We start from the raw sequence: 17914 nt of genomic DNA on the forward strand, positions 1-17914 counted from the left end.
GCTGGTCCGCGATCCCCGACCAACGGGGCACTATAGGCGTGAAGCCGGTCATATCCGGCCACTCAATCCAGCAAGGAGCTTCCATGCGTATCCGGACGGCCCTGTCCACGCTCGCCCTCACCGCCGCGTCCCTCGCCGTCGGCACGGCCGGTGCCGCCGCGGCTGACGGTCCCGATGTCACCGTTCACAACACCAGCAACATGGCCTTCCCCGGCGTGTGCGCCAGCAACCAGTTCTCCTTCGTCACCGTCCCGGTCAACCTCCTGGGAGCGTCGGACTCCAGCTCGTGCCAGACCTGAAAAACGGCCACCGGTAGGTGATCCGCTTCTTCCGGCGGGCGACGCGGCGATCCGGGCGCGGAGGACCGGGCCGATGTCCGCCAGGGTCGCGGCCGAGAGGACGCTCAGATGGTCCGCGGCTACCCGGTGGTCCTCGACGCCGCCGTCGCAGTACGGCAGCCACGCCTCCGAGGCGCGCGGTGCGCCGGGCCCCGCAGTCGCGTCGAAGCACAGCACCGGGCCGTGGAAGCGCCCGGGTGTGTGCCGCACCATGGCCCGGTGGTTCTCCCGGGCGATGGCCATCAGACGGCCGATGGTCCGCTCGTCCAGTGCGCCGAGGACGCTGCCCGAGGCGCGGAGGGCGCCGCGGACCGCGGCGGCGTCGAGGGTGCCCTGCAGGGGGATGCCGTCCAGCGCCATCCGCAGTGCCTCCTCGGCGCCGGGCCGTCGGCGGCCGTCGAATCCAGGGAAGGCGTCGAACAGGGCGAGCAGCGCCACCCGTTCGCCCTCGTCGTCCATCCGGACGGCGACCTGGTGACCCACCGTCCCGCCGAACGACCAGCCCGCGATCACGAACGGGCCGGCCGGGCGGAGAGACCTGATCTGCGTCGCGAACGCCTCTGCCAGCTCCGTTATGTCAGCTGCGGGTACGGGCCCCTCGGCAGGTGCGGCGAACCGGGGGTCTTGGAGGGCGAAGACCGGGTGGCCGTCCGGCAGGTGGCCCACGAGGCCGGAGTAACACCAGCCGAGGCCGCCCAGGGGCGGCATCAGGAAGATGGGCGGGCGCCCGCCCGTCGCCCGGTACGGCAGCACGGCCCCGACGCCGAGCCCCTCCGACCGTGCCAGCCGGTCGGCCAGCTGCCGCGGAGTGGGGTGCTCGAAAATCGCCGATACGGTGACGTCGGCGTCCAGCACCGTACGCATCCGGTCGGCGAGCCGGACGGCGAGCAGGGAGTGGCCGCCGATGTCGAAGAAGCTGTCGTCGGCGTCGACGTGAGGCAGCCGCAGTACGTCACGGAAGAGCGCCGCGACGGCCTCCTCGGGGCCGGTGCGCGGGCGGTCCGGGGAGCGGTCCGCCGGGCGTCCCGGGGCGGGCAGCGCCGAACGGTCGATCTTGCCGTTGGCGGTCAGGGGCAGGGCGTCGACCACGACGAACGCCGAGGGGACCATGTAGTGCGGCAGCGTCCGCGACAGGTGCGCGCGCAGCTCCGCGGGACTCGGTACGGCGCCGGCGGGTGCGGTGAGGTGGGCCACCAGCCGGGCGTCCCCGTCCTCCTCGTGCACCGCCGCGACGGCCTGCGCGACCTGGGGATGGCCCGCGAGCACGGCTTCGATCTCCGCCAGTTCGATCCGGTAGCCGCGCAGCTTCACCTGGTGGTCGGTGCGGCCCAGGAACTCCAGTTGCCCGTCGGCCGTCCACCGCGCCAGGTCGCCGGTCCGGTACATGCGGCGTCCGGGCGGGCCGAAGGGGTCGGCGGTGAAGCGTTCAGCGGTCAGCCCCGGGCGTCCGGCGTAACCCCGGGCGATGCCGCCGCCCGCCAGGTACAGCTCGCCGGGGGTGCCGATCGGCACCGGGGCGAGGTGGGCGTCGAGCACATAGGCGCGTGTGTTGGAGACCGGCCGGCCGATCGGAGGCGGGTCGTGGCGTTCGTCGACCGCGGCGCATGTCGCGTAGATGGTGGCCTCGGTGGGCCCGTAGCCGTTGATGACCCGGGCACCGTTGCGCAGAAGGTCTTCGGCCAGCCGCCGGGGCAGGGCCTCGCCGCCGGCCATCAGGCGCAGGCCGCGTACCGCGTCGGCGTCCGCGGCCAGCAGGGCCCGCCACCGGCTCGGGGTGCCCTGGGCGGCGGTGACGCCGTGACGCCGGATCAGTTGGGCCAGCAGCAGCGGATCGCGGGCGGCCGCAGGGGAGGCGACCACCGCGGTCGCACCGCACAGCAGCGGCAGGAACAGCTCCAGGGCGGCGATGTCGAACGCCAGGGTGGTGACGGACAGCATCCGGTCGTCGGCGGTCAGCGGGAAGCGCTCGCGCATGTCGGTGAGCAGGTTGGCCAGCGCCTCGCGTGTCACCACGACGCCTTTGGGCCGCCCCGTGGTTCCGGAGGTGTACATCAGGTAGGCGGCCGTGTCCGGCGCGAGGGCGGCGCGCGGTTCCGGGTCGGTGGCGGACAGGCGCGCCAGTTGCTCGGCGGTGGCCGGGGCGTCGAGGTTCCAGCAGGGCAACCCGGCCGGCTCCGGCAGGGCCTTGCTGGAGGCGGAGTCGGTGAGCAGCAGTGCGGGGCGGGCGTCGGCGAGCAGGAAGCGCAGGCGCTCCGCGGGCATCCCGGGGTCGAGCGGGAGGTAGCAGGCCCCGGCCTTCAAGGTGGCCAGGACGGCGGCCGTCGCGTCGGCCGAGCGGGAGAGCGCCAGGGCCACGGTGCGTTCCGGGCCCGCGCCGTGGAGCAGCAGGAACCGGGACAGCTGGTTGGCCCGGGCGTTGAGTTGGCGGTAGGTGGTAGCCCGGGTGCCGCCGCGGTCGTCGTCGGTGAGCACGGCGATGGCGTCGGGAGCGCGCCGGGCCTGCTCCTCGATGCCGTGCACGGGCACCGCCCGGGGAATCGGCCGTACGGTGTCGTTCCACTCGTGCAGCAGGCGCCCGCGCTCGTCGTCGGCGAGCAGGGCGATGCGGCCGATCGGGATCCGCGGGTCGGCGGCGACCGCTTTGAGCAGCCGGACCAGCCGTTCGGCCAGTGCCCGGGCGGTGCCCCGGTCGGACAGGTCGGTGCCGTATTCCAGGGTGCCGCCGATGCCCGCCGGGGCGCCTTGCGGGGTGCGCCGTTCGGTGAGGGAGAAGGAGAGGTCGAACTTGGCGGTGCGCATGCGGACGGGCACCCTCTCGCTGCTGAGACCGGCCAGCCGCAGGGGCGGCAGTTCCTCGGGCTCGACGGCCAGGAAGACCTGGAAGAGGGCGTTCCTGGCCAGCGATCGGGGCGGTTTGACCGCATCGACCAGGTGCTCGAAGGGCAAGCTCCGGTGGTCGTAGGCGGCCAGGGCGCTGTCGCGCACCCGGGTCAGCAGTTCCGTGAAGGCGGGGTTCCCACTGGTGTCGTTGCGCAGCACCACCGTGTTGACGAAAAAGCCGACCAGTTCGTCGAGTTCCTCCTCCTCGCGTCCACCGACGGCGGACCCGATGGGGATGTCCGTGCCGCAGCCGAGGCGGGTCAGCAGCGCCGCCAGCGCCGCCTGCACCAGCAGGAACATGGTGGTCCGGTGCTGCCGGGCCAGCTCGGACAGACGCAGGTGGGTCCAGGCGTCCACGGAGAACGCGACGGTGTCACCGAGGTAGGAGGCCCGCGGCGGGCGGGGGCGGTCCGCCGGCAGCGGCAGCTCGGCAGGCAGGCCGGCCAGTCGTTCCTTCCAGAAGTCCAGATCGGCCCTGAGCCGGGGGTCGTCCGCCGCGTCATCCGTCAGGCGCCGTTGCCGGGCGGCGTAGTCCGTGTACCGCAGGGCCGGCGGTTCCCATCCGGGCGCGCGCCCGGACCGCCGCGCCGCGTAGGCGTGCGAGAGGCCGGTGTCGAGCAGACGCCGCGACCAGCCGTCGACCGCGATGTGATGATACGTCAGGACCAGTACGTGGTCCTCGGCGCCGATCCGCAGCACCCAAGCCCGCATGGGGGGCTCGGCGCGCAGGTCGAAGGGGCGGTGGGCGGCCCGGTCCACGGCGCGGCCGATGCCGTCGGGGGTGCAGGAGACGACCTCCGGGGCCACGGCGAGGCTGTCGGCGGGAAGCACACACTGGAACGGTTCGCCGTCCTCCTCGGGGAAGAGGGTGCGCAGCGGCTCGTGGCGGCTGACGAGATCCTGCAGCGCCGCGGTCAGCGCGACCTCGTCGAGCGGTCCGCGCAGCCGGGTGGCCTCGGCCAGGTTGTAGGTGGCCGAGGGCCCTTCGAGCCGGTCGAGGAACCACAGCCGGCGCTGGGCGAGAGAGAGCGGGGGCCGGGCGGGCGCCGGTGCGGTGCGGGTGGTCCGCCCTGTGCGGTCGGGCACAGCGAGAGCCATGCTGTCGTCCCCTCTTCATCGGAGTCGTGGCGGAATCGCCTTGTCACTGCCGTGCCGGGGTGCAACGCGGGGGCCGGAACGCCGGTGCCATGCCTCAGGGCGCCCGGCCAGCCTCGATCACGCACATGCCGGGCGGCCCCTGGACCACGCGCTCCAACCGCCAGCCCCCGGCGGCCAGCAACGCACGGAACTCCGCCGCCGTGCGCTCCCGCGCGCCCTCGTAGAACATCAGCATGGCCAGATCCGCCCATGCCTGGGGCGCGGTGGGCAGCCGGTCACCGGGGAGGACGTCCTCGAAGACGCGCAGGACGGCCCCGGCGCGGGCGCCGCGGGCGAGCGCCGCGAGGATGCGCACGACGCCGGCGTCGTCCCAGTTGTGCAGGACACGCGAGAGCACGTACATGTCGGCAGGGGGCGGAGGGCCGAGCAGATCGCCCTCGTGCACGGTGCAGCGGCCGTCCACACCGGCGTCTTTGAGCGCGCCGAGGGCCTGCTCAAGGACCTGGGGCTGATCGACCAGCACCCCGGACAGACCCGGCTGTTCGTCCAGGATGTGAGCCAGGAGCAGCCCGCTGCCTCCGGCGATGTCGGCCACGGTGCCGGAGGACGGCCAGTCCAGCAGGGGTACGCAGGGCAGGGTCAGCAGCCGCGCCTGCTCGGCCATGGCGTCGCCGAAGAGGGTCTGCTGCTCGGGGTGGCGGGCCAGGTGCTCCCAGAAGCCGGTGCCCACCGCCACCGTCGTCGCGGGGGCGCCGGTCCTGATCGTTTCGGTCAGGGCGTGGGCCACATCCGGGACGCCGAACGTGGCGAACGTGGCACCGAGGGCGTACGGATGCCGTCGGCACAGCACCTCGCCCAGTTCGGTGAGCGCCGCACGGTCCGCCTCGCGGTCGAGGTCGAGGACCCCGTGGCAGGCCAGCAGGATCAGCACCCGCCGCAGCGCGCCTTCGTCTCCGTCGACGGCCGTGGCCAGCTCCGGGACGGTGCGTGGTCCGTCGGCCAGCAGGTCGGGGATGCCGAGGCGGCTGACCGCGCAGATGCCGTGGAACAGCATTGCCTGCTGGTAGACGTCGAGCAGAGCGGAAACCGGTCCGAGCGATGATCTGGCATGCATGAACGTCCTCGTCCTTCACGGTCCTTCAGGCCGGGACCGGCCCGGGGCCGACCGCCTCCGGTCGGGCGGAGGGCACGGATCAGGGCACGGCGTCGGCGGCCTTTCCGTCCTGCGGCGCGTCCTGTGCGGCAGCCGCCGGCGGCCGCGCGGGCAGCAGCGCCTCGACCGCCAGCACCCCCAGTGACGCGACGGTCAGCAGGCCGCCGACGAGGAAGGTCTCCCGCACCCCCAGGACGTGCAGGACGAGCCCACCGCACAGGGCGCCGACCGCCACGCCGACGTTGAAGGCGGCGGAGTTGGCGGCCAGGGCGATCTCGGTGCGGCCGGGGGCCACCCGCAGGATCCAGCTCTGCGTGGCCATGAAGACCGGTGCCGCCGCCGCGCCGAGCACGGCGATCGCGATGGTCACCACCACTTGGTGATGAGCGCCCGCGTAGAGGGCCAGCAGCCCCACCGCCTGGATGGTGACCGGTACGGTCAGCGTCGCCCGGGGAAACCGGTCGAGCAGTGGCCCTGCCACGGTGACCCCGAGGAAGCCGCCCAGCCCGAACGCGCCGAGCAGGCCGCTGACCGCGTCACCGGAGAACTCGCTGGTCTCCTGGAGGAAATCGACGACGTAGGTGAAGCCAGCGAACACCCCGGTGACCGACAGCGCGGTGACGGCCAGGACGGCGGCGAAGCGGCGGCTGTCCGGTTCGGCACCGTAGGCCGCGTGCCCCTCCTCGGGGCGGGTGGACGGCAGGAACATGGCGATCACCACGAGGGCGACCAGTACGAGTACGCTCAGCACCTCGAACGGCACCTGCCAGTCGGTGCGCCGGCCGAGCCAGTTGCCCGCCGGCACACCGGCCACCGTGGCCAGCGCACCGCCGACCGACAGCAGCCCGATGACCCGGCCGCGTACCGCCGGAGAGAACAGACCGACCGCCACCGGGCCCATGACCGCCCAGAACAGCGCCTGCGCCAGGGCCGTGGCGACCCTGGCGACGAGCAGCAGTCCGTACGAGGTCACCAGGGCGGGCAGCAGGCTGGCCAGGAAGAGCACGGCCAGTACACCGCACAGGACGAGACGGCGCGGGGTGCGCCTGGTCAGATGGGCCAAGGGCAGCGAGGCGACCGCCACGGTCAGGCCGTAGCCGCTGACCAGAAACCCGACCGACTGCAGTGAGACGTCCAGATCCTCGGCCATGAGTTTGAGCAGGCCGATCGGCAGATTTTCGGTGGTATTGAAACTGAAGGCCGACAGCATGATGGCCCCGACCACCGCTGCCTTGCGCGCAATCCCCAATTCCGTGCCGGCCATGCATCCCTTTCCAGGGGCAGCCTGGTCTTCACCAGCAACCACGGGGTCTCCGTGGCGCCCCCCATCTCGAACCAGCCTGATCGACTCCGGACCGGAGCGTACCCTCCGGCGCAGCCAAGGCATATCCCGCCGACTCTTGTTCGGCTGATTCTCGATGTTTCCGGAACCGGCCACAGGCCATCTGCTTCGGGTTATGCCTCACGAGGGGAGGTGCGGTGGCGGAAACCCAACACACCCTGCAATCCCGCCTCTTGACACTGCATGCCATGTCCATGCAGGTTGTAGGGCGTCGGTTTCCCGGTCTTGATCGCAGGTATCTCCGGTCATGATCGTAGCCATTTTTCTCGGCGGGCGGTGGCAGGCGGCGCGGATTCAGCGACCGTAATTGCGGCCCGCCTCCTCTGGTTCAGCGGTAATCAATCACCGAGCCGATAACAGTCGGCTCCTGCTCAATGTGGCACTGGCGGGCAGAACCTCGCCACGGCCGGAACAGGGCACCGCGAGGAGAGGATCGAGCGTTGGTCGTCCGTCATCCCGAAGAAACGATTGGGTTGCTCCCAGCACAGCTGCGCACCTGGAACGCGCAGGCCCGCGATCTGAACAATCCGATATTCAAGATCGCAGATTATCTCCGCATTGACGGACAGGTGGACCCGGACCTGATGCGGGCCGCCTACGAGCAGGTCACGGCCGAGGCCGACGCGCTGCGCCTGGCCATTGTCACCGCTGGCGGAGAGCACCGTCAGTGCCCGACGGCCGACCCGGAGCCGTTGCGCTGCGCCGACCTCACCTCCGAGCCCGACCCGGGCGCGGCCGCCGACGCCTGGATGCGGGCCGACCTCACCACGGCCGTCGACCCGCTGCGCCTGTGCGCCGCCGCCCTGCTGCGCACGGCCGCCGACCAGTACCTGTTCTACTGGCGGGTCCACCACGCCGTGCTCGACGGCTGGAGCCTGGCGCTGCTCTTCAACCGGCTCGCGCAGGTCTACACCGCACGGGCCGAAGGACGCGACGCGGACGCCGGACGGCTGCCGCCGCTGGGCCGGCTGGTCGACGCCGAGCGGGATTACCGGGACTCCTCACGCCTGCTCGCCGACCGCTCCTACTGGCTCGCCAAGCTGGCCGACCGCCCCGAGCCCCCCATCCTGGGCGGGAAGCGCCCCAGCGGCACCCCGGTCGGGCACCGCCGCACAGCTGCGCTGGGGCACGACCTCGTGACCAGGATCCGCGCCGCCGCGGACCGGCTCGGAGTGTCCTGGTCCGATGTCGCCATCGGAACCACCGCGGCTTATGTGGCCCGGATGACCGGCGCCGAGGACGTCATCCTCGGCATGCCGTTCGCCGGCCGGCTCGGCCCCGACCTGCGCAAGGTGCCGGGCATGGTCACCAACGGCCTTCCTGTGCGCGTGCCGGCCGCCTCGGACACCCCGCTCGCCGACCACATGCGCCGGGTCTCCCGCGAGGTACGGGCGGCGCTGCTGCACGGCCGCTACCCCACCGCCGAACTATCCGCCGAACTCGGCCTGCCCGCCGCCGGACGGCCGCTGTGGGGGCCGATCGTCAACGTCATGACCTTCCCCTACCAGCTGGACTTCGCCGGCTCACCGGCCGCGGTGCACACGGCCAGCATCCCGTTCAGCCCCGATGTGAACATCTACTTCACCCAGACGTCCTCCGAAGGGGACATGGAACTGATGGTGGACGCCCACCCCGAGCTGCACAGCGCCCGCGACACCGAGGGCCACCGGGAGCGTCTGCTGTCCCTTCTGGACGCCGTCACCGCCGCCGACCCGGACCTGCCCCTCGGACAGCTTCCCCTGGTGGGCGCCGAGGAGCGGGAACGGCTGCTGGCATGGGGCACCGGGCCGGTCCGCGCCATCCCCGACACCACGGTCCACGGCCTGTTCGAGGCGTGGGCGGCGCGCACCCCGGACGCACCCGCGCTGCAATTCCCCGACCGGGCCGTCAGCTTCGCGGAACTCGACGCCCGCGCCGGGCGGCTGGCCGGGCTGCTGCGCGGCCGGGGCGCCGGTCCCGGACAGCTGGTCGCGTTCGCCCTGTCCAGATCGGCCGACCGGTACGCCGTGCCGCTCGCCGTACTCAAGACCGGCGCGGCGTTCGTCCCGGTCGACCCCGACTACCCGCTGCCGCGCATCGCCTACATGGTGGGCGACGCCCGGCCGACGACCGTGGTGCTGGACGCCTCCACCGCCCACCTCGCCGCCGGTCTCGGCACCGACTGCGTCGTACTCGGCGACCCCGCCACGGAACGCGCGATCGACGCCCTGCCCGCGGACCTCCCGGCGGCGGAGCGGCCGACCGGCGCGGCCGGGGACCCGAACCCGCCCGCCTACGCCATCTACACCTCCGGCTCCACCGGCACTCCCAAGGGCGTCCTGGTCGGCCACCGAGGCGTGGTCAACCTGGTCGCCGCGTACGTCGACGAGCTGGACGCCGGTCCCGGCACCCGGACCGTGCACTCGGCCTCCCCGGGGTTCGACGCCTTCGTCGGGGAGATGACGCAGTCCCTCCTGAACGGCGGGACCCTCGTCGTACCGGGCTCCGAACGTCCGGCCCCCGGCCCCGAACTGGCCCGCGCGGTGACCCGGCACCGCATCAACGACCTGGTACTGCCCCCGTCGGCACTGGAGGTGATGGACCCGCGGGAGTGGCCGCCGGGCACCACGATCACCGTCGTGGGCGAGGCGTGCCCGCCCACCGTGGTGGAACGCTGGGCCGGGGTCTGCCGGCTGTTCAACGGCTACGGTCCCACCGAGGCCACCGTCTGCACCACGATGAGCGGCCAGCTCGCCCCGGGCGGGAAGACGGCTCCGCCCATCGGCACACCCCTGCGCAACGCCCGCGTCTACGTGCTGGACGAGACGGGCGGACTCGTCCCGGCCGGCGTGCCCGGGGAACTGCACATCGGCGGGGCCGGAGTGGCCCCGGGCTACCTCGGGCAGCGGGAGCTGACCGCTGCCCGCTTCCTCGACGACCCGTTCGCGCCGCCCGGCGGCCGCATGTACCGGACCGGTGACCTGGTGCGCTGGACCCCGGACGGGCAGCTGGTGTTCGTCGGGCGCACCGACGACCAGGTGCAGCTGCGCGGCTTCCGTATCGAACTGGGTGAGGTCGAAGCGGCCTTGGCCCGCTGCCCCGGGGTCGTCCAGGCCGCCGCCGCGGTACGCGCCGACGACGCGGGAGAGCGCCGTCTGGTGGGCTACGCCGTCCCCGCACCGGGCACGGCCGCCGACCCCGACACGCTCCGTCGGATTCTGGCGGCCGAACTGCCCGCACACCTGGTCCCGGGGATCGTCGCGGTCTTCGACGAACTTCCGCGCAACGCCCATGGCAAGCTCGACCGCGCCGCGCTGCCCGACCCGCGGCCGGTACCGGCCGCACACGGAGCCCTGCCGCGCACTCCGCTGGAGGAGGTCGTCGCCGCCCTGTTCGCCCAGATACTGGGCCTGCCCCTGGTGGGCATCCACGACGACTTCCTGACCCTGGGCGGGCATTCGCTGCTCGCCACCCGCCTCCTCGGGCGGATCCGCCGGACGCTGGGCGCCGAGCTGGCGGTGAGCGAGTTCTTCGCGGATCCCACGGTCTCGGGCGTGGCGGCGAAACTCGCGGCCGGACACCGGCTGCCGAGCACCGATCACCCCGGGCTGGTGCCACTGCGTGCCGGTGGCACCGAAGCGCCCGTGCTGTGCGTCCCCCCGCCGGGAGAGGAGAGCTGGTCCGCGCTGCGGCTCGCCGGGCGGCTCCCCGCGTCCGTGCCGCTGTACGGCCTGCACGCCGAGGCCGCCGAAGCGGAGACCGGGCAGGCCGCGGTCCGGCTCGCCGCCGCGATCCGCGCCGTACGGCCGGACGGGCCCTACCGGCTGCTCGGATGGGGCGCGGGCGCCGCGCTCGCCCTTACCGTCGCCCGCCAGGTGCAGGCCGACGGGGGGCAGGTCGACCTGCTCGCCGTGGCCGGTGCCGCCCCCACCGAGGGCACGCCCGCCGCACGATTCAAGGGAGACCTGGTCGTCTTCACCGCCTCCGGCACGGCTCCCGACGACACCGCGCGGCCATGGCGCGACCATGTGACCGGCCTCGTCGAGACCGGTCCGGGAGACGCGCAGGACCTCTTCCGGCCATCCGCGCTGCCCGCGGTGGCAGATGTGCTGACCCGCGGCCCCGTACGCCCGTAGGGCCGAGGAACCGCCGAGACCCGCTGAGATGTGAGGGAGTCATGCAACCGCAACCCCCAGGGAGTCGAACGCCGGCCGCGGACAGATCCCGGACCGGCGAGGAGGCGGAAACGCGGAAGCTGCTCAAGGAGCTTCGTACCGAGGTGCGCGGCCGGATCTTCACCGCCAAGCTGGCGCTCTGCCTGGCACTGACCGGGGCCGGCGTCCTGCTGGCCGTGCAACCGGCGTGGTGGGCCCGGGCCATGGGCGTCGTGCTGACCGGCTGCATGTTCGCCCACGCGGCGGAACTCCAGCACGAGACCCTGCACCACCTCGCCTACCGCAAGCCGCGGGTCAACCGGGTGGTGGGGGTCGCGCTCGGGCTGCCGATGCTCATCTCGTTCACCGCCTACCAGGTGACCCATCTGCGCCACCACCGTGACCTGGGTACGCCCCGGAACCGGGAGTTCTTCGACTACGGCAACCAGTACGGCACACCGGAACAGCGCTCCCGGCTGGGCGCGGCCGCCTCGTGGTGCGTCCGGTTCACCATGCTCCACCACTACGCGCAGTTCACCCGCGACGTGGCCCGGTCGCTGGTCGGCCGGAACATCGACGGGGAGCGCCCCCACACCTCGCGCCGCATCCGCCACGAACACCTGCTGACCTTCGCCGTCCTGCTCGCCCTGGTCGCGGTGTCGGTCCTGTTGGGCCGGGGCGTCGTGGTGTGGGCATGGCTGCTTCCCCTGGTCCTGGTGGCGGCGCCGGTCCACGCCCTCGTCGAACTGCCCGAACACCACCGGTGCGAGACGCTGAACCGGTCGCCCTTCGCCAACACGAGGACCATCAGGTCGAACGTGCTGATGACCTGGTTCACCAACGGCAACAACTACCACGTCGAACACCACCTGATGCCCAACCTGCCCATCCGGCAACTACCCGAGCTGCATGCCGTCGTCCAGGACCGGCTGCGCCACTTCCACCCGAGCTACCGCGACTACTTCAGCAAGCTCATCCGCAGCAAGTGACCCGAGAACCTGGGGGTGCAGCATGGCAGGTCCGGAGTTCCGCATCGCACGCACACGACAGGAGCAGGCAGATGTGCTCCGCCTGCGCGACGCGGTGTACGTCCAGGACCAACAGCGGTTGGCCGACGTCGGCGACACCGCTTCGTCCTTCGACCGCTTCGACACTCAGTCCCGCTACATCGTCGGTTACCAGGACGGTGCCGCGGTAGGAACGATCAAGGTGGTGCCGGACTCACCGGCCGGTCTGCCCTGCGACGGTGTCACCGACCTCGCGACCCTGCGAACGGGCAACCGGCTCGTGGAGTTCGGACACCTGATGACCCTGCCGGAGGCCCGGAGCACCGGCATCGGCATGGCGCTGATGCGCGAGGCGTTGGTGCACAGCGTGTGCACCTTCCGTGTGACGCACATCCTCGGGGACTTCTTCGTCGACGACGATGGCGGCGGCGGTCTGCGCGACTTCTACACCGGGATCGGCTTCCTGCCGCTCCACGGCCCGTACCGGGACGACCGGTTCCAGGACGCCCCGCTCAGCATGGTCGCCGTGCTCGACGTGCCCGAGGCCGCGCGGCGGTCGGCCACCGAGGAAGGACGGACCGGGCAGCTGCTGCGGTTCTTCTTCCACGACTACCCCTTCGCGAAGGAGTCCGCGCTTGCGAACGCGTCGTCAGCGACTCGCTGAAGCCAAGGCGGCACACAACCACCCGGCATACGCCCGAATGGCGTTCGTCATGGGGTGCGGGGTCCAGGGCCGGGGAGCGGGAAGCGCCGTATCGGACGAGGACGGGCGGTCCTACCTGGCCCTGTTCGACCAATACGGCAACCAGTCCTTCGGCTACTCGCACCCCCGTATCACCGCCGCCGTACGGGAACAGCTCGACTCCGGCATCCTCAACAGCACGAAGATCATGTTCGAGGAGGTCCAGATCCGGCTGTCACAGCAGCTGGCCGAGCTGACCGACCGACGGCTGCCGTACTCCTACCTGGCCAACAGCGGCGGAGAGACGATCGACAACGCGCTCAAGCTCGCCCGCGCCGCCACCGGACGGCCCGGTTTCCTCAGCGCCACGGGCTGTTTCCACGGCAAGACGTTCGCCACCCTGAGCGCGGCCGGCCGCCCCGAACACCGCCAGTCGCTGGGGCCGTTCATCGACCACTTCCGGCAGGTGCCCTTCGGTGACACCGAGGCGCTCGCCGAGGCGCTGGACGACACCGTGGCCGCGGTCCTGCTGGAGCCCGTACAGGCGGAGGCGGGGGTGATCGTGCCACCGCCCGGCTATCTGCGCGAGGTCCGCGCGCTGTGCGACCGCAACGGCTCCCTGCTGATCCTGGACGAGATGCAGACGGCCTTCGGCCGGTGCGGCACCTTCTTCGCCCACGAGCAGTTCGGCGTCACCCCCGATCTGCTCTGCATCGGAAAGGCGTTCGGCGGTGGCGTACTGCCCATCTCCGCGGTACTCGGCACCCCCGAGGTGTGGGAGGTGCTGCGCACCCTGCCCTCCACCTTCGGTTCGAGTCTGGGCGGCAACCCGCTGTCCTGCCGGGTGGGTTCCGAGGCGATCGCCATCGCCGGGGACGAGCGGTTCCTGGCCGACGTGGCCGCCAAGGGACGGACCCTGACCGAGCGTCTCACCGCCGCCGCGTCCCGGCACCACCGGCTGATCGGCGCACACCGGGGTCTGGGCATGATGCACGGCCTGGAGTTCCGCGACGATTCCCTGGCGGGGCTGGTGCTCAGCCGGCTGCTGGAGGAGGGCGTGACGTCCACGTACTCCCTGTACAACCCCCGGGTGGTGCGCGTACAGCCGCCCATGGTCATTTCCCCGGCGGACCTCGATCGCGGGCTGGACATCCTGGAAGACGTCCTGGCGCAGGCCGATCAGCAGGCCGCGGCCCCGCGGCCCCGCCCCGTGGACGCCCCGTCCGCCGGTAACCGGATCGACCGCACCGTGCGGCTGCCGCACCGCGCCGCGGACCTCCTGGCCCGCATCCACCGCACGCCTCACCTGCTGGACCCGTTCGCCATGCACGCCACGGACCCGCACCCGCGGGCCGGGGAGTTCGCCGGACGGCTCGGCGACGACCTGGTGGTGTGGCCGGACCGCTGCGAACAACGCGGCGACGGCATGGTGCTGCGCGCCGAACCGGGATGGCTGTGGACATCGCTGGAGCGGGCCGTCCACGTGAGGCCCGCAGGACCGGACGGCTGCGAGGTACGGGTGTCCATCTCCTGGGACACCGGAAGCGGCGCGTACGAGGAGATGCTCGGCGGCCGGATCGGCTTCTTCGCCGCGCAGCGGCTGACCCAACTACTCAACGCAGTACAGACGGAGGAGGTGACCGCGTGAGCGTCAAGCTGGCCGAACTCGGCAACCGCTATGCGGACGAGGACACGGCACGCGTCGTGGAGATCGATGTCTCCGGCGGCCGGAAGGAGATGACCCACCGGCAGCTGCACGAGCTGGTCCGGGCCCGGGCCGACCAGCTCGCCGCGGCCGGTGTGGGCGAGGGCCACGTCATCGGCCTGCGGGCGCGGAACAGCATCGACTGGGTGTCCTGGGACCTGGCGGCGCTCATGGTCGGGGCGGTGATCAAGGCGTTCCCGGACGCCCAGGAACTGCCGGACGCCGGAGAGTTCCTCGCCCACCACGGCCTGGCCCTGCTCATCACCGACGACCCGCCGCCCGGCGTGCCGGCGGTCATCGCGCCGGACGGCACTCCGGGCCCCGCCGTGGTGCCGGACTCGGCTACCCGGGTGGTGGGCGAGGACCTGCACAGCCTCGTCTACTCCTCCGGCACCACCGGCCGGCTCAAGGGCCTCCAGATCAGCGCCAAGGGGACCGAGTACGTCATCGCCCTCTTCATCGAGCACTTCAAGGTGACCAGCGCCGACCGGCACCTGATCTTCCTGCCGCTTTCCAACTACCAGCAGCGGCTGTCGGTGTACTGCTGCCTGTGGCTCGGCGCGGACCTGGTCCTCGCGCCGTACCAGCGCGTCTTCAACGCGGTACGTGACACCCGGCCCACCTTCCTGATCGGGCCGCCGGTCTTCTACGAGACGCTGCTCCAGCTGTACCGGAAGACCGGCGGCGGTTCGCTGCCTGACTTCCTCGGCGGTGCGGTCCGTTTCCTGATCACGGGCATGGCCCCGATACGCCGGGCGACTCTGGACGCGTACTGGGCCGAAGGGGTGTCACTGCTGGAGGCGTACGGTCTGACCGAGACCGGCATGGTCGCCTGGAACACCCCCGACGCCCACCGGAACGGCACGGTCGGCCGGCTCATCGATCCCTCGGCGGTGATCTTCCGGCCCGACGGGGAGCTGGTCATCGACCGGCCCGCCCCGCTCAGCAGCGGCTACTTCGACCACGACGACCAGGCGGCCGACGTGTTCCTCCCCGACGGCGGCATCGCCACGGGCGACTACGGAGACCTCGACGAGGACGGCTTCCTCACCCTGGCGGGGCGCAAGAAGGACGTCATCGCCCTGGGCAGCGGGCGCAAGGTCCACCCGGCGCGGATCGAGAGTGCCTTCACCGGTATCGAGGGCGTCGCCGAATTCGTGGTCGTACCCACCCCGCAGTCCGGCAGGCTGGGCGCGATCGTGACCCCGGCGGCACCCGACGACGCCGCTCTGACGAAGCGCATCCGCGCGGCGGTGGACGAGGTCAACCGGGGGCTGGAGGCGAGTGAACGCGTGATGTCCCTGGTGTTCTCCGCCAGCCCGCTCGGCTCCGACCAGCGATTCCTGACGGCGAACCTGAAGCTCAGCAGGATCCGCGCGGCGGAGTACTTCGCGGAGGCGGTCGGCCACGGTGGATGAGGCGGAGGCGACGGTACCGCAGGGCTCAGGAGCGGCGCCGCGGATCATCGACGCCCAGGTGAACCTGGCCAGTGAACTGGCCGTGCCGCGGGCCTTCATCGAGTACCAGGCCGCCAACGCGTACCACCGGCTGTCCGCCTACGGCCACGCCGTCACCCTGGGCCGCATCACCGACCAGGTGGCGTCCCTGTACCAGGACCCCGAAGCTGACCAGCTGGTGGCCGAGATGGACACCGCCGGGGTGGACCAGGCGTTCCTGATCGCGCCGGACTTCTCGTACGCCGCGACGTGCGCGCTCTCGCCGCCCGAGCTGGCCGAACTGCACCACCGGGTCGTCCGCCGCCACCCGGGCCGGTTCGTGGTCTTCTGGGGCGTCGATCCGCGGGCCGGACAGGACGGCCTGGATCTTTTCGAGCGGTGTGTGACGGAGTACGGATTCGCCGGGATGAAGCTGTACCCGCCGTGCGGGTACTCGCCGAGCGACCGGCGGCTCTACCCGTACTTCGAGGTGTGCGCACACCACGGCCTGCCGGTCCTGAGCCACACCGGGCCCGGCTGGGGCCCGCTGGACTTCACCTGGGCGGAGCCGCTGCTGCTGGACACGGCGGCGCGCGACTTCCCCGGCGTCGACTTCATCCTGGGACACGGCGGGGTCACCCATGTCGACGAGGCGGCCTATCTGTGCGCGCACCGTCCCAACGTGTACCTGGACATCAGCCAGTTCCACTCGGTGCTCAGTGCGGACGGCTGGCAGAACCACCTCAACCGACTGTTCCGGAGCGGCATCTCCCACAAGATCCTCTTCGGCACCTGCTGGCCCTCGTACCGGCAGAGCCGGTCGCTGGCGTCGCTGGTGAAGGAGTTCGACCGGCAGGGGGGCGTCTTCGACGGCGTCAAACGGTCGGAACAGCGGTTGATCATGAGCGGCAACAGTCTCCGCCTGCTGAACCGCGGGCGGACCCAAGGAGGCGCTGACCGATGACGGACACCGATGTCCAGACGCTGGAGCAGGACCTGATCGCCTGGGTGGCACGGTGGAACGAGGACGAGGCGGATGTCGACGTCACCGCGGAGACGGAACTGAGCCACTCGGGCCTGCTGGACTCGATGGCTCTGGTGGGCCTCGTGTCCTATCTGGAGGACCGCACGGACAGCGCTTTCGACTTCGGCAGCTTCGACCCGGAGCACGGGGTCACCATCCGCACCCTCGTCACCCACTGCATGCCGTGATCGTCTATGACGGCCACTGCCATGTGGCGTCCACCGAGCTGATCCCCCACGGATTCACCCACGACGTGGCCGGGAACGTGACGGCCCGGCTGACGGCGATGGGCCTGCCCGCGGAGACCGACCGCATCGCCGCGCGGTACGCACAGGAAATGGGCGACCACCTCGCCGACCGGCTGATCGTGGAGATGGACGCGGCCGGGGTGGGCCGGTCCGTCCTGCTGTACCCGGACTTCGGGCTGACGATCGACGGCGCTCCCGCACCCCCCGAGATGGCCGCGCGCCACCGCGAGATCATCAGGCGCCACCCGGGACGGTTCTGGGGATTCCTGGGCGTGGACCCGCGGCGCGGAGAGGACGGGGTGGCGGAGTTCTCCCAGGCGCTGGACGCCGGGGGGATCGACGGCATCAAGCTCTATCCGCCCTGCGGCTACTCGCCGTCCGACCGGCGGCTCTACCCCTACTACGAGATCTGCGCCGCCCGCCGGATGCCGGTGTTCGTGCACACCGGTCCCAGCGCCCGGCGGCTGGACAACCGGTCGGCCCGCCCGGTCCTGGTGGACTGCGCGGCGCGGGACTTCCCCACGGTGCCGTTCATCCTCGGGCACGCCGGGCTGACACACGTCGGCTCGGCGGCCGAACTCGCCGCGGCCCGGTTCAACGTCTACCTGGACATCGGCGGGTTCGGCAGCACCCCGACGCTGCCCGACTGGAAGACGCACCTGAACCGGCTGTTCCGGCTCGGCGTCAACCACAAGATCGTGTTCGGTACGGACTGGCCGCTGGGCCGCCGGGCGGGCGGGCTGAAGCGGCTCGTCCGGGAGGTGGTCGACGGGCCGGTCGTGCTGGCCGGCGTGGGGCGGCGCGAGGCGGCGATGCTGCTCCACGAGAACCTGCTACGGGTACTCCCGCCGCACAGCCGCCCCTGACC

The 17914-nt window shown here is 71.9% G+C and carries 11 protein-coding genes; 8 read left to right on the plus strand and 3 right to left on the minus strand.

Features of this window, described 5'->3' with window-relative positions:
* Window positions 1-62: 62 nt before the first annotated feature.
* From ACFV9T_RS22015 to ACFV9T_RS22025, 3 genes are all read right to left on the minus strand, one after another.
* Window positions 63-4316, minus strand: coding sequence for an amino acid adenylation domain-containing protein (locus ACFV9T_RS22015; RefSeq protein ID WP_385442874.1), 4254 nt, complete (start codon window positions 4314-4316; stop codon window positions 63-65).
* Window positions 4317-4410: 94 nt separating this feature from the next.
* Window positions 4411-5430 (minus strand): methyltransferase, encoded by a 1020-nt coding sequence (locus ACFV9T_RS22020; RefSeq protein WP_385442876.1) that lies wholly within the window; start codon window positions 5428-5430, stop codon window positions 4411-4413.
* A gap of 79 nt (window positions 5431-5509) precedes the next feature.
* Window positions 5510-6733: an MFS transporter gene (locus tag ACFV9T_RS22025; protein WP_385442879.1), complete on the minus strand. Its 1224-nt coding sequence runs from the start codon at window positions 6731-6733 to the stop codon at window positions 5510-5512.
* 551 nt (window positions 6734-7284) lie between these two features.
* On the opposite strand from ACFV9T_RS22025, the gene ACFV9T_RS22030 reads away from it, so the two are divergent.
* From ACFV9T_RS22030 to ACFV9T_RS22065, 8 genes are all read left to right on the plus strand, one after another.
* Window positions 7285-10926: an amino acid adenylation domain-containing protein gene (locus ACFV9T_RS22030; RefSeq protein WP_385442881.1), complete on the plus strand. Its 3642-nt coding sequence runs from the start codon at window positions 7285-7287 to the stop codon at window positions 10924-10926.
* Between the two features lie 143 nt (window positions 10927-11069).
* Entirely contained in the window at window positions 11070-11933 is an 864-nt protein-coding gene (locus tag ACFV9T_RS22035; RefSeq protein WP_385442883.1) for a fatty acid desaturase family protein, read from the plus strand.
* A gap of 22 nt (window positions 11934-11955) precedes the next feature.
* Window positions 11956-12615, plus strand: a complete 660-nt coding sequence (locus tag ACFV9T_RS22040) for a GNAT family N-acetyltransferase (RefSeq protein ID WP_385442886.1) — start codon at window positions 11956-11958, stop codon at window positions 12613-12615.
* Entirely contained in the window at window positions 12587-14281 is a 1695-nt protein-coding gene (locus tag ACFV9T_RS22045) for an aspartate aminotransferase family protein (protein WP_385442888.1), read from the plus strand. Before ACFV9T_RS22040 ends, ACFV9T_RS22045 begins: the two co-directional genes overlap by 29 nt.
* Entirely contained in the window at window positions 14278-15756 is a 1479-nt protein-coding gene (locus ACFV9T_RS22050) for an AMP-binding protein (protein ID WP_385442891.1), read from the plus strand. Before ACFV9T_RS22045 ends, ACFV9T_RS22050 begins: the two co-directional genes overlap by 4 nt.
* Window positions 15749-16738 carry an amidohydrolase family protein gene (locus tag ACFV9T_RS22055; protein ID WP_385442894.1) on the plus strand — a complete coding sequence of 330 codons (990 nt, stop codon included), beginning with the start codon at window positions 15749-15751 and terminating at the stop codon, window positions 16736-16738. Before ACFV9T_RS22050 ends, ACFV9T_RS22055 begins: the two co-directional genes overlap by 8 nt.
* Complete coding sequence (locus ACFV9T_RS22060) at window positions 16735-16986, plus strand: hypothetical protein (RefSeq protein WP_385442897.1); 252 nt, start codon at window positions 16735-16737, stop codon at window positions 16984-16986. The genes ACFV9T_RS22055 and ACFV9T_RS22060 overlap by 4 nt, the downstream gene beginning before the upstream one ends.
* Window positions 16983-17912 (plus strand): amidohydrolase family protein, encoded by a 930-nt coding sequence (locus tag ACFV9T_RS22065; RefSeq protein ID WP_385442900.1) that lies wholly within the window; start codon window positions 16983-16985, stop codon window positions 17910-17912. Before ACFV9T_RS22060 ends, ACFV9T_RS22065 begins: the two co-directional genes overlap by 4 nt.
* Window positions 17913-17914 lie beyond the last annotated feature (2 nt).

It is taken from the genome of Streptomyces sp. NPDC059850, assembly GCF_042731515.1.
Taxonomy (GTDB): Bacteria; Actinomycetota; Actinomycetes; order Streptomycetales; family Streptomycetaceae; genus Streptomyces.

Excerpts from the sequence above, each read along its gene's own strand:
- ACFV9T_RS22020 (WP_385442876.1), bottom strand. The coding sequence starts at position 5,430 with ATGCATGCCAGATCATCGCTCGGACCGGTTTCCGCTCTGCTCGACGTC.
- ACFV9T_RS22015 (WP_385442874.1), bottom strand. The coding sequence starts at position 4,316 with ATGGCTCTCGCTGTGCCCGACCGCACAGGGCGGACCACCCGCACCGCA.
- ACFV9T_RS22060 (WP_385442897.1), top strand. The coding sequence starts at position 16,735 with ATGACGGACACCGATGTCCAGACGCTGGAGCAGGACCTGATCGCCTGG.
- ACFV9T_RS22040 (WP_385442886.1), top strand. The coding sequence starts at position 11,956 with ATGGCAGGTCCGGAGTTCCGCATCGCACGCACACGACAGGAGCAGGCA.
- ACFV9T_RS22025 (WP_385442879.1), bottom strand. The coding sequence starts at position 6,733 with ATGGCCGGCACGGAATTGGGGATTGCGCGCAAGGCAGCGGTGGTCGGG.